Genomic DNA, 13,016 nt, shown 5'->3' on the forward strand with positions numbered 1-13,016 from the left:
CATGAAAGAGTCGTTCATGTCGGTGGGCTACTCGACGGCGCCGGCCACCACGGTCTGGTACCAGGCGTCGTACGGGTGGTTGGTCGCCGGGTAGTTCGCCAGCGGCGTCGTCGCGTCGCTCGCGGAGTCGAAGTCCCAGCCGCGGACCAGCTTGCCCGACTGCCGGGCCGAGGTGATGAACGCCGACTCCGTCGCGGGTGCCCCGTAGAACAGCGCGCCCTGCTGCAGCTCCGCGCTGTCGCCCTTCTGGAACTCGTCGAAAGCGACCTGGCGGCAGCGGATCCGGTCACCGGTGACGCTCGCGGTGTCCACGCGCAGGGTGTTCGACGGCGTCGGGCCGTCCGCGCCCGTCCACACCTTCACGCGCCGGGCGCCGTTGGCGGCGGTGTCCTTGGCGTACCGCGCGTCCGACGTCTTCGCGTTGCCGGCCCACGTCACCGTCGTGCCGGCCAGGGTGCCGTTCCAGGTCCAGTTCTGGCTGCCGCTCTGGCTCTGGTGGATCTCCCGCACGTGCGTCGCGTCGGTGAAGGCGACCGTCGGCTGGACGCCGTTGTCGTACTGGTGGCTGGCCTGCCAGGTGATCTCGCCGTCCGCGCCGAGCTTGCCGACGTGGTACCAGAGCGTCGACGCGGTCTGCGACTGGTGGACCTCGACGAGGTCGCCGTTGTCGTTGAGCGCGACGGCCGGCGTCTGCCCGCTGTCGTACTTGCCGTGCCGCAGCCAGGTCACGCGGCCGTCGGCGCCGTAGGTGCCGGTCCAGTACCAGAGCGCGCCGCCGCCGGAGTCGTGCACCTCGACGATCTGGCCGCGGCCGTTGATCGCGACGGCCGGGTGGTACCCGACGTCCCGCTTGTACTCGCTGCGGCTGCCGCCGTCGCCGGACAGCAGCGGCAGCACGCGCCCGCGCAGCGCGTCCACGGTCGGCGAGCCGGCCGGGTAGTCCTGCGCCCGCAGCAGCCGGCTGCCGAACACCGACTCCAGCTCCTGGTTGACCGCGACCAGGTTGCCCGCCGCGAAGTTCGCGTTGTCGGTCAGGTTGTCCTTCAGGTCGAGCATGACGACGATCGGCGCGGCCGACGGGTGCGCCGCGGACCAGGTGTTCACCACCGAGAGCCAGTCGCGCAGGTTGTTCGACGCCGGGTTGCCGCCGCTGTGGTCGACGGCGTTGCCGGGTGAGTCGTGGCCGACCCCGTAGTCGTGGGTGGTCGCGTAGCCGTTGTCGTGGATGTCGTACTCGATGAACCGGACGCCGTGGTCGAGCTGGTAGGCGATCGAGTTCTTCGCGCCGTCGACGCTGCCCGAATAGCTGTTGTGCGTGGCGCGGAAGACCGAGCCGGTGAACGGCGGGCTCGCGGCTTCGGCCGTCCCGCCGGTCAGGAGCGCGGCGGTGGTCAGCGCGGAGACGGCCAGGGCGGGCAGTCGGGTCATCCTCGGGTCCTCACGTCGGGGAACGGGGCGGTCCCATCTTGGCGGGGACGGCCGAACACCGGGTGGAACACCGTGGAACACGGGTGGAACGCCTAGAAGGGGACAGCTGGACATCGAGGGAGGAACGTCATGACCCACGCGGGAGGATCCCAGTTCCCGGAGCCGACCGGACCCGTGCCGCCGCCGCAGGCCGGGGTGCCCGGCCCGCCGCAGCCCCCGGCCGCGCCGAAGAAGTCCAAGCGGCGGCAGAAAATCGTGCTCACCGTGTTCCTGATCCTGGTCGCCGCGGTGCTCGCGCTGGTCTGGGTGGCCACCCGGTCCAACGGCGAGAACGCCCAGGCCGGCAACTGCGTCACCGAGAGCGGCGACAACTACGTCAAGATCGTCGACTGCGGGACGCCGGAGGCGACGCTCAAGGTCGTCGCGCGGGTCGAGGACAAGACGCGGATCGAGGCGCAGATCAGCGCGTGCACCCCGTACCCGGACGCCGACCAGGTGTTCTGGCAGGGCAAGGAGGGCGAGACCGGCGTCGTGCTCTGCCTGGCGAAGACCGGCAAGTAGCCCGATGGCCGCCGGGAAGTTCTCGTTCACCGGCTCCGGCGAAGTCCTGGTCCGCAGCGGCGGGCGGACGCTCGCCGCGGCCGGCGACGTGATCGTGATCGGTGACCGGGTCTTCCGGCTGGCCGAGGTGGACCGGGTCGCCTACGACGCGGCGGCCCGGCCGCGCCAGGCCAGCTACGCGCTGGGCCTGGCGTGCGGCGCGGTGCGGAGCCGGTTCGTGTTCGACGCCTTCGGCCGCGACGAGCTGGCGGACGCGCGCGAAACGTGGCGGCGGCTGGTCGAGCTGGTCGAGTCGGCGGCCTGCCCGCGGATCGCGCGGGCCGCGGTCGACGCGATCGCCGCCGGCGCCACCGCCCGGTTCGGCAGCGGCGGGCTTCGGCGGATCGACGCGGACGCCGAAGGACTGCGCCGGTGGCGGTGGTTCGCGCCGAAGGTGCCGTGGGCCGGCGTGCTGGGCACCGACTTGCGCGCCGGTCAGGTGCGCGTGTGGACCGGTGGCCCGGAACCGGAACTCGTCACCGCCATGGCCGGCTGGAACGCGGTGGTGCTGCCGCGCGTCGTAGGAATGATGCTGGCGCAGGAAAAAGAATCACCGAGAAACCGGGAATAGCGTATTTCCGGATCGAAATTCTTACCGAATCGTCGCGCGGTTCCGGTACTCCGCGGAGCCACGCGCGCTCATTATCCGAGGAACGAGTGTGCGCGGGTGCGGAAAGCCCGTGAGGGGTTGGGGAGGCAGTGGGTGTGGCGAACGACTGGCCGCTGGTCGGCCGCGAACAGGAGCTGGCGTTCGCGCGCCGGGCGCTGGCCGATCCCGAGGTGTGCGGGCTGCTGCTGACCGGCCGCGCCGGCGCGGGGAAGACGCGCCTGGCGAAGGTGCTGCTGGCCGAGCTGGCCGGTGGCGGCGCGCGCACGCACTGGGTGCGTGCAATGTCTTCGGCGTCGACGATCCCGTTCGGCGCGTTCGCCCACCTCCTGCCGGGCAGCGCGGACGGCACGGGCGATCGCGCGCACCGGCTCAACCAGGTCGCCGGCCACCTGACGCGCGGCGCGGAGGGGCGCCGGCTGGTGCTGTGCGTCGACGACGCGCACCTGCTCGACGACCTCTCCGCGACCCTGGTGCACCAGCTGGCCGCGACGGCGTCGGCGTTCGTGATCGTCATCGCGCCGCACGGCGTGAGCGTGCCCGACCCGGTGTTCGCGATGTGGAAGGACCGCGTCGCCGAGCGGCTCGACGTCGGCGAGCTGACCCGGCCGCAGACCACGGAGCTGGTCACCGCGGTCCTGAACGGGCGGCTCGACGACGGCGCGGAGCACCGGCTGTGGGGCCTGACGCTGGGCAACCCGCTGTTCCTGCGCGAGCTCGTGCAGGGCGGCCTCGACAGCGGTTCGCTGTCGGCCGGGGACGGCGTGTGGCGGTGGAGCGGGGCGCTCGCGGCGACCCCGCGGCTGGTCGAGCTGATCGAAACCCGCACCGACCGGGTCGACGCCGACGAGCGGCGGTTGCTGGAACTGCTCGCCTTCGGGGAGCCGCTGGGCTGTGAACCGCTGGTGCGGCTCGGTGCCGCCCGCGTCCTCGCCACGACCGAGCAGGCCGGCCTGGTCGTGTCCGAGCGGACCGGGCGGCGGCTGAACGTCCGGCTGGCGCACCCGCTCTACGCCGAGGTGATCCGGCGCCGGACGTCGCCGCTGCGCCAGCGCGACACCTACCGGATCCTCGCGCAGACCCTGGACCTGACCGGCGCGCGCCGGGCCGAGGACAAGCCGCGGCTGGTGCGGTGGCGGCTGGCCGCCGGGCTGCCGACCGACCCGGGGCTCGTCCGGGCGGCGGCGGAGACGTTGCTGCGCAAGGACTTCCCGCAAGCTGAGCACCTGGCGGCGGAAGCCGTCCGGATGGGCGGCGGGTTCGGTGCGAAGTTCCTCCTCGCCCAGGTCCGGATCGCCGGCGGCCGCCACGCCGACGCGGACTCGCTGCTCGCGGAGCTGGCGGGCGAAACGGTGTCCGACGCGCAGCACGCCCGCGTCGCGGCCACGCGGGCGCGGAACCTGGCGTTCGGCCTGAACCGGGCCCCGGAGGCCGCGGCGGTCCTGGACACCGCGGAGACGGCGGTGTCCGGGACCCAGGACGACCTCGTGACGGCCCGGGCGGCGCTTTCGGCGGCTTCGGGGTCGTCGCGCGCGGCCCTGGAGCTGCTCGGGCCGGTGCTGGACCGCAACCGCCGCGGCGACGCGCTGCGGCTCTCGGCGCTGGTCGTCGCGGCCGGGGCGCTGTCGTCGACCGGGCGGACGGAGGCGTGCCTCGGCGTCGTCGACGAGGGGCTGGAGATCGCGTCCCGGATTTCGGACGCGTCGGCGCCGGGCGCGCGGGTGCGGCTGGAGCACGCGCGGGTCGTCGCGCTGTGCCGGGCGGGCCGGCTGGAGGAGGCCGAAGACCGGGCGGGCGACGACTACCGGGACGCCGTCCGCGACCGGTGGGGCCCGGCGCTGGCGGGCGCGGCGGCCTCGCTCGGAACGGTCGCGCTCGCGTACGGCAACGTCCGCGGCGCGATCCGCTGGCTGCGCGAGGCATTGGCGGCGGACGCGCACGACCAGCCGCACGAGTTCCGCCCGGCGGTCGCCGCGGCACTGGTCCGGGCAACGGCGATGAGCGGCGCGGTGGCCGAACCCCTCGGCGACTGGGACGGCGCGTGGGTCGCGGCGGCGCGGGGCGAGCTGTCGCGGGCGTCGTCGCTGGGTTTGTCCGCCGCTTCGGCCGCTTCGGACGACGGCAGGCTCGCGATCGCGGCCGAGATCCGCCACGACCTGCTCCGGTTCGGCGCCGACCCGGGGGAGATCCCAACGGCGGGCGGGATGGCGGCGTTGTACTCGGCGCACGCGGCGGCTGTGTCTGATGCGGTGGCATTGGACGCGGTGGCGGCTTCGTTCGCCGACGTCGGCGCGCGGCTGCTCGCGGCGGAGGCGTCGGCGGAGGCGGCCCGGGCGTACCGGGCGGAGGGCAAGAACGGCAGCGCGGCGACGTCGGCCCAGCGGGCGCGGGCGTGGCTGGCGTCCTGTGAGGACGCTGCCACGCCTGCTCTTTCGTTGCTGGAGACGCCGTTGGACTTGACGGTCCGGGAGCTGGAGATCGCCCGCCTGGTGGCGACGGGCTTGACGAGCCGAGCGGTGGCGGACCGGCTGGTGGTGTCGGTGCGGACGGTCGACAACGTGCTGCACGGGGTCTACGCGAAATTGGGTATTTCCGGCCGCCGCGAGCTGGCCTCGGTGGTGGGGCCGCCGGCATCGGGGAGTAGTCCCGGCGACGGTCCATAGGTAGATCGCGGTCGCCGCCGTGCGGAAGCCGAGTAGCGCGCTACTCATGACCCGCGCGGCTTCGGGCCCAAGACTGGATGACAACGGAGGGGCACGGGCTTCACCGATCCGAATGTCAGGAGTGCACGGGATGACGACTTCATCGGGCGACGTTTTCCAGAACGAGCAGGGTTCCGGCGGTGGCGGGGGGAACCAGTTCAACGAGCAGGCTTCGACGGGGGGCTCGGGGAACATTTTCCAGAACCAGCAGGGTTCGGGTGGTTCCGGCGGGAATCAGTTCAACGAGCAGGCTTCCACGGGCGGCCGCGGCGGGGACATCTTCCAGAACGAGCAGGGTTCCGGTGGCCACGGCGGGAACCAGTTCAACGAGCAGGCGAGCACGGGCGGTCGCGGCGGCGACATCTTCCAGAACCAGCAGGGTTCGGGTGGTCACGGTGGGAACCAGTTCAACGAGCAGGCCTCGACCGGCGGCCGCGGCGACATCTTCCAGAACGAGCAGGGCTCGGGCGGTTCCGGTGGGAACCAGTTCAACGAGCAGGCTTCGACCGGCGGCCGCGGTGGGGACATCTTCCAGAACGAGCAAGGCTCGGGTGGCCACGGCGGGAACCAGTTCAACGAGCAGGCCTCGACGGGTGGCCGCGGTGGGGACATCTTCCAGAACCAGCAAGGCGCCGGCCGCGGCGGCAACCAGTTCAACGAGCAGGCGTCGGCCGGCCACCACGGTGACGTGTTCCAGAACGAGCAGGGCTCGGGCGGCCACGGGGGCAACCAGTTCAACGAGCAAGCCTCAACCGGCGGCGTGGGAGACATCTTCCAGAACCAGCAGGGTTCGGGTGGTCACGGTGGCAACCAGTTCAACGAGCAGGCCTCGACGGGTGGCCGCGGTGGCGACATCTTCCAGAACCAGCAGGGTTCGGGCGGGCACGGGGGCAACCAGTTCAACGAACAGGCCTCGACCGGCGGGCGTGGCGGGGACATCTTCCAGAACGAGCAGGGCTCGGGTGGCCACGGTGGCAACCAGTTCAACGAGCAGGCGAGCACGGGTGGCCGCGGGAGCATCTTCCAGAACGAACAGGGTTCGGGTGGCCACGGCGGGAACCAGTTCAACGAGCAGGCGAGCACGGGCGGCCACGGAAGCATCTTCCAGAACCAGCAGGGTTCGGGTGGCCACGGTGGCAACCAGTTCAACGAGCAGGCGAGCACGGGTGGCCACGGCAACATCTTCCAGAACCAGCAGGGCTCGGGTGGCCACGGTGGCAACCAGTTCAACGAGCAGGCCTCCACGGGCGGTGACGGCAACATCTTCCAGAACCAGCAGGGTTCCGGTGGCCACGGTGGCAACCAGTTCAACGAGCAGGCGAGCACGGGCGGCCACGGCAACATCTTCCAGAACGAGCAGGCGCAAGGCCACCACGGCGGAAACCAGTTCAACGAGCAGGCGTCCACCGAGCACCACGGCCACGAGCACGAGCACCACCACGGCGGCGGGGACCACCACGACCACCACGCCGAGCACCACCACCACGACGGCGACCACTACTGAGCCGGCGTAAGCAAGCAGGGAATGCAAGAAAGCAAGAGGGAGCGGTCATGCAGGAGCCGAGCGGCGGGGGGCGCATCGCCCTCGACACCCTCGACCTCGCCGTCAAGGGAGCGAAGGCCTACGGGCGGGACGACCTCGTCCAGCGCCTCACCGACGCCCGGCGCCTGCTGTCCGAACCGGACGTCACCGTCTACGTCGTCGGGGAGTTCAAGCAGGGCAAGAGCTCGCTCGTCAACGCCCTGCTGACCGCGAAGATCTGCCCGGTCGACGACGACATCGCGACCGCGGTGCCGACCGTCGTCCGCTACGCGCCGGAGTCCGGGGCTCTGGCGACCTACGAACCGGCCGACCCGTCGTCGCCGCCGTGGACCGAGCGGATCTCCCTCGAAGACCTTCCCGCCCACGTGAGTGAAGCCGGGAACCCCGGCAACGTCCGGAAGCTCAAGTCGGTCACCGCGTCGATCAGCCGGCAGCTGCTCTCCGGCGGGCTGGCGCTGGTCGACACGCCCGGCGTCGGCGGGCTCGGGTCGCTGCACAACGCCGTCACCGTCAGCTCGCTGCCGCGGGCGCACGCCGTCCTCTTCCTCTCCGACGCCTCGCAAGAGCTCACCGGCGCCGAGCTGCGGTTCCTCCGGACGGTCAAAGAACTCTGCCCGACGGTCTTCTTCGTCCTCACCAAGATCGACCTCTACCCGCACTGGCGGCGCATCCTCGAACTCAACGCCGGCCACCTCGAAACGTGCGGGATCGCCATCGACACCGTCGCCGTCTCCTCCGAGCTGCGCACCGTCGCCGCCCGGTCGGCCGATCAGGAGCTCAACGTCGAATCCGGCTTTCCGCAGCTGGTCAAGCGCCTGCAGGGGGTCGTCGGGGACGCCGAACGGTCCGCGCTGAACGCCGTCGGCCTGCACGTCGGGTCCGCGGTCGGGCAGCTGCACGCCTCCCTGCGCGCCCGGCGGACCGCGCTCGCCCACCCCGAGCAGTCCGCCGCGCTCGTCGCGGAACTGGGCCGGGTCAACGACCGCGTCGACGCGCTGCGCAGCCAGTCCGCGAAGTGGCAGCAGCTGCTCTTCGACGGCTTCGCCGACATTTCGTCCGATGTGGACTACGACCTGCGCGCCCGCTCCCGCGGCGTGCTGCACGAGGCCGAAGAGGCCATCGAAGACGGCGACCCCGCCAAGAACTGGGACGAGTTCGAGAAGTGGCTGCGCCAGCGCCTCGCGAACGAGACCCTCGAGAACTACGCGACCTTCGTCAAGGACGCCCGCGGCCTGGCCTCCCGCGTCGCCGAGCACTTCGAGCTCGCCGAATCCCAGGCCGTGCTGCCGCGCGAGGTCCAGGCGCCCGTGAAAGTCGTGGAGGAGATCGACATCGACTCGTCGTTCACCGGCGTCAAGACCCGCGGCGCCACCGGGATGGCCGCGTTCCAGAAAGCCTACAGCGGCTTCCTCATGTTCTCCATGCTCACCAAGATGGCCGCGCTGGCCATCCCGACGCCGTTCGGGGTCGCGGCCGGCCTGCTCATGGGCCGCTCCGGCTTCGTCGACGAACGCAAGCGGCAGCTGGAAAAGCGCCGCGGCCTGGCGAAGACCGCCGTGCGCCGGTTCGTCGACGAGTTCAACCTCCAGGTGGGCAAGGATTCCCGCGACGCGATGCGGACCGTCCAAAGAGAACTCCGCGACGCCTACAGCGCCCGCGTCGAAGAGCTCCAGCGGTCCCTCACCGAAGCGCTCGCGAATGCCAAGAAGGCGGTCGTCGACGACGACGCCGAGGCGAGCGAGCTCAAGCGCCTCGAAGCCGACATCGAAGCCCTTGAAGTGCTCGGCCGCCGCGCCGACGAGCTCACCGTCCGCAGCGCACCCAAGCCGAAGGCGGTGGCCCGATGACCCCGCTGTACGTCCAGGTCCGCGGGTTCGTCGCCCGCGCGTGCGCCGGGTACGCCGGCACGCCCGCCGAGCCGCAGCTGCGGCAGATCGCCGGCCGGCTCGCCGAACCGCTGCGCGTCGCCATCGCCGGCCGCGTCAAGGCGGGCAAGTCCACGCTGCTCAACGCGCTGGTCGGCCAGGAGCTCGCGGCCACCGACGCGGGGGAGTGCACCCGCGTCGTCACCTGGTACCGCAACGGCCCGACCTACCGGATCATGCTGCACCCGGCCCGCGGGATCCCGCGCCAGCTGCCGTTCGGCCGCCTGTCCGGGACGCTCGGCCTCGAACTCGGCATGGCGCCCGAGGACGTCGACCGGCTCGTCGTCGACTGGCCGTCGCCCGCTCTGCGCGCCATGACGCTGATCGACACGCCCGGCCTCGGCTCGGCGCGCTCGGCCGTGTCCGGGCGCACCGAGGCGGCGCTGGTCCCTGAAGGCGACGGCGTCGGCACCGCGGACGCCGTCGTGTACCTGATGCGGCACGTCCACGGCGACGACGTCCGGTTCCTCGACGCCTTCCACGACGACCCGGCGCAGCGCCGCCCGGTGAACACGATCGGCGTGCTGTCCAAGGCCGACGAGGTCGGGCACGCCCGCCCCGACGCGCTCGACTCGGCGGAGAAGATCGCCGCCCGCTACGCCCGCGACCCGCGCGTGCGGGGTCTCTGCCAGACCGTCGTCCCGGTGGCCGGCCTGCTGGCCAGCTCGGCCGCGTCGTTGAAGGAGTCCGAGTTCCGCGCGTTCCGCGTGCTGGCCGCCGCGCCCGAAGCCGAGGTGGCGCGGCTGCTCACCTCGGCCGACCGGTTCGCCCAGGCGGAGTCCGATGTGGACGTTCCGGCGGCCGCGCGCGCCGAGCTGCTGGGCCGCTACGGGCTCTACGGCGTCCGCCTCGGGATCGAGCTGACCGGCGGCGGCCACGTGACGGGCGCGCGGGCGCTGTCGGGGGAGCTGCTGGCCCGCAGCGGCCTGCACCGGCTGCGGTCGCTGCTGACGTCCCAGTTCGCCGCGCGCGCCGACGTCCTCAAGGCGCGGTCGGCGCTGCAGGCGGCGGAACTGGTGCTGCGGGCCTACCCGGACCGCACCGGCGGGCTGCTGCACGAATGGGAGCGGATCGTCGCCGGCGCGCACGAGTTCGCCGAGATCCAGCTGATCGACTCGATCCGGCTCGGCGTCGTGCTGTTCACCACCGACGAGGCCCGCGACGCGGAACGGCTGCTCGGCGCGGCCGGGGTGGACGTGCCGAGCCGGCTGGACCTGCCGGGGGACGCGGGCCGCGCCGCGGTCCGGCAGGCGCTCGGCGCGCAGCTGCTGAGGTGGCAGCGGCGCGCCGAGCACCCCGCGTCCCCGCGCGACGTCCGGGACGCGGCCCGCGTCCTCGTGCGCACCTGCGAGGGAATCCTGCTCAGCGAAGCCCGGGCGGAGGTCCTGTCGTGAACGAGCTGCCGAAGAAGGTCAAGCGGACGGCCGCGGCCGTCGCCGGCGCCGTCGCGTCGGAGGTGGCCGGGAACGCGCTCACCCCCGGGTCGCCCGGTGCGTCGGCGCCACCGCCGCGGCCGGAGCCGGCCGCCGCGGAGACCGCGCACGACGTCCCGCCGCACGAGTACGTGCCCGAGGTCGAGACCAGCACCGTCACCCGCGGCGAAGACGGCCACGTGGAGGCGCAGACCGGGACCGTCTGGCACCCGGAGACGACCGACGGCCTGCCGCTGAAGGAGCTGCCGACCGTCGAGGAGTTCGAGCAGATCGAGGTCCGCGAAGACGAGTTCGGCAATTTCATCATCGACGCGACCGAGCGGTTCGTGGTCCACAACAACGGCCGCGACGAGGTGTACACCGACCACCAGCACATCGTCGTGCCCGGGGACGGGACGCCGGGCGACACGGACATCGACATCGTCCAGGACGCCGACATCGTCATCCACGAGAACCCGGACGGCACGATCACCGTGGAGCACCACGGTTCGCTGACCTACGAGCTCACCCCGGACGCGCCGGGCCACGGCGACATCGAGATCTTCCAGGAGGAGACCGTCATCCTCGACGAAGCCGAGACCGGGCCGCCCGGGATCGAGGTCGGGATCACCGTGGACGAACAGGCGCGGGCCGACGACCCGTTCGGCGAGCCGGCCGGGCCGACGATCCACCAGACCGAGGTGATCGCCGACAAGGGCCGCGGCGCGACGGTGACCGCGCAGGTCACCGCCCCGGCGCCGTCGCTGCCCGGGGCGCCGTCGCCGCCGGTGGTGACGTTCAGCCGGCAGCCGTCCACAGTGGACACCCCGGTGCCGCCGCCGGTCGCGGTCGAGACGACGCTGGCGGCGTCGACCACGCTGGCCGAGCACCCGGTGGTCAAGCACAGCTTCGCCACCGAACCCGCGCCGAAGCACCACGACGCCGGCGAGGTCACGGGCAGCCGGCCGCACCCCGCGGCGGAGGACCACCCGTTCGAACCACCGCGGCACCACGAGCCGGAGCCGGACCACGCGCCGGCCGCGGGTCACCCGCCGGACGACCCACCGCACAACCTGCCTCCGGCGGAGCCGCCCGGCCCGCCGGAGCACGAAGACCACCACCTCGAGGAACCGGAGCCGGTTCCCGGCGACCACCCGGCTTTCGAGCACACGCACGTTCACGGCGGAGGCTGACAATGGGCTACGGACTGGGCATCGACCTCGGCACGACCTTCACGGCCGCCGCCGTCGACACCGCCGGCCACGTCGAAATGGTGTCGCTCGGCGACCGCACGGCGGCCATCCCGTCGGTGGTGCTGCTGCGGGCCGACGGCGGCGTGCTGGTCGGCGACGCGGCGAGCCGGCGCGCGGCGGTCGAGCCGGACCGCGTCGCGCGGGAGTTCAAGCGGCGCCTCGGCGACCCGACGCCGGTGCTGCTCGGCGGCGCCCCGCACTCGGTGGCGTCGCTGATGGCGCACCTGCTCGGGTACGTGGTGCGGACGGTCGCCGGGCAGCAGGGCGGCCGGCCCGACCGGATCACGCTGACGCACCCGGCGAACTGGGGGCCGTACAAGCGGGAGCTGTTCGAGCAGGTGCCGCGGCTGACCGGGATCGACCGGGTCGGCCTGATCACCGAGCCCGAAGCGGCGGCGGCGCACTACGCGGCGCAGGAGCGGCTGGACGACGGCGCGGTCGTCGCGGTGTACGACCTGGGCGGCGGCACGTTCGACGCGACGGTGCTCCGCAAGCGCGGCAGCGGGTTCGAGATCCTCGGTTCGCCGGAGGGCATCGAGGGGCTCGGCGGCGTCGACTTCGACGAGGCCGTGTTCGGGCACGTCGACCGGGCGCTGGACGGGACGCTGTCGCGGATCGACCCGGACGACCCGGGCGCGGTGGCGGCGGTGGTGCGGTTGCGGCAGGAGTGCGTGCTGGCGAAGGAGGCGTTGTCGGCCGACACGGAGGCGGCGGTGCCGGTGCTGCTGCCGTCGGTGCAGACGGAGGTCCGGCTGACCCGCGGCGAGTTCGAGGAGATGATCCGCCCGTCGATCACGGCGACGATCGGGTCGCTGCACCGGGCGCTGCGCTCGGCGAACCTCCGCCCGGCCGACCTGGGGGCGGTCCTGCTGGTCGGCGGCTCGTCCCGGATCCCGCTGGTGTCCCAGCTGGTGTCGGCGGAGCTGGGCCGCCCGACGGCGGTGGACATCCACCCGAAGTACGGGGTGGCTTTGGGGGCGGCGGCCTTGGCGACCGGCCGGTCGGGCCTGGTCCAGGCGACGCGTGCGCAGCCGGTGGTGCCCGCGGTGCCGGTGCCCGCGGTGCCGCGCGTGCCGGCGCCGCGGGAGGAGACGAAGGAGCTGGCGACACCGGGGTTCGGCGCGGGTGCACCGCCGCCGTCGCTGGGCCGGGCCAAGTCCGAGGCGAGCCCGGGCCGCCGCGCGTCGCGCCGGGGCGTGGTGGTGGGACTGTGCGCGGTGGCGGTGGTGGCGATCGGCGGCGTGGCGGTGGCGGTGAGCAGTTCGGGCGGAAGCGGATCGGGAAGCACGCCACCGGCCTCGAGTCCGGCTTCCGAGACACCGACGCTGGTGACGTTGCCGTCCCCGGAGGCCCCGGAGACAACGCACGCAACGGCGGCGGCCCCGCGCACGAACCCGGCGACGACGCGGCGGAAGACCCCGCCGAGGACGACGACCCCGACACGCACGACAACACCGACGACGACCACGACCCCGACGACCACGACGACCGCGAGGCCCACGACTTGAGCGGTGCGGATGGCGCGGCGGGTTCGCTCGCGGGGGCG

9 protein-coding genes are annotated in these 13,016 nt (G+C 72.9%); 8 read left to right on the forward strand and 1 reads right to left on the reverse strand.

The features are described from left to right. Positions 1-27: 27 nt before the first annotated feature. Positions 28-1,428 (reverse strand): hypothetical protein, encoded by a 1,401-nt coding sequence (locus ACIQWX_RS19920; RefSeq protein ID WP_400872757.1) that lies wholly within the window; start codon positions 1,426-1,428, stop codon positions 28-30. A gap of 129 nt (positions 1,429-1,557) precedes the next feature. Between ACIQWX_RS19920 and ACIQWX_RS19925 the strand changes: the two genes are divergently transcribed. The 8 genes from ACIQWX_RS19925 (at position 1,558) to ACIQWX_RS19960 (ending at position 12,978) form a co-directional block, all read left to right on the forward strand. Then, complete coding sequence (locus ACIQWX_RS19925; protein WP_400872759.1) at positions 1,558-1,989, forward strand: hypothetical protein; 432 nt, start codon at positions 1,558-1,560, stop codon at positions 1,987-1,989. Positions 1,990-1,993: 4 nt separating this feature from the next. Continuing rightward, complete coding sequence (locus tag ACIQWX_RS19930) at positions 1,994-2,599, forward strand: hypothetical protein (protein ID WP_400872761.1); 606 nt, start codon at positions 1,994-1,996, stop codon at positions 2,597-2,599. 134 nt (positions 2,600-2,733) lie between these two features. Continuing rightward, complete coding sequence (locus tag ACIQWX_RS19935) at positions 2,734-5,298, forward strand: AAA family ATPase (protein ID WP_400872762.1); 2,565 nt, start codon at positions 2,734-2,736, stop codon at positions 5,296-5,298. Between the two features lie 130 nt (positions 5,299-5,428). Next, positions 5,429-6,841 (forward strand): hypothetical protein, encoded by a 1,413-nt coding sequence (locus tag ACIQWX_RS19940; RefSeq protein WP_400872764.1) that lies wholly within the window; start codon positions 5,429-5,431, stop codon positions 6,839-6,841. Between the two features lie 47 nt (positions 6,842-6,888). Beyond that, a complete protein-coding gene (locus tag ACIQWX_RS19945) occupies positions 6,889-8,727 on the forward strand; it encodes a dynamin family protein (RefSeq protein ID WP_400872766.1) in 1,839 nt (612 codons plus the stop codon). Then, complete coding sequence (locus tag ACIQWX_RS19950) at positions 8,724-10,199, forward strand: dynamin family protein (RefSeq protein ID WP_400872768.1); 1,476 nt, start codon at positions 8,724-8,726, stop codon at positions 10,197-10,199. Before ACIQWX_RS19945 ends, ACIQWX_RS19950 begins: the two co-directional genes overlap by 4 nt. Further along, positions 10,196-11,410 carry a hypothetical protein gene (locus ACIQWX_RS19955; RefSeq protein WP_400872770.1) on the forward strand — a complete coding sequence of 405 codons (1,215 nt, stop codon included), beginning with the start codon at positions 10,196-10,198 and terminating at the stop codon, positions 11,408-11,410. Before ACIQWX_RS19950 ends, ACIQWX_RS19955 begins: the two co-directional genes overlap by 4 nt. A gap of 2 nt (positions 11,411-11,412) precedes the next feature. Further along, a complete protein-coding gene (locus tag ACIQWX_RS19960; RefSeq protein WP_400872772.1) occupies positions 11,413-12,978 on the forward strand; it encodes an Hsp70 family protein in 1,566 nt (521 codons plus the stop codon). The last annotated feature ends 38 nt before the right edge of the window (positions 12,979-13,016 follow it).

The organism is Amycolatopsis sp. NPDC098790, from assembly GCF_044759945.1.
Lineage (GTDB): Bacteria > Actinomycetota > Actinomycetes > Mycobacteriales > Pseudonocardiaceae > Amycolatopsis.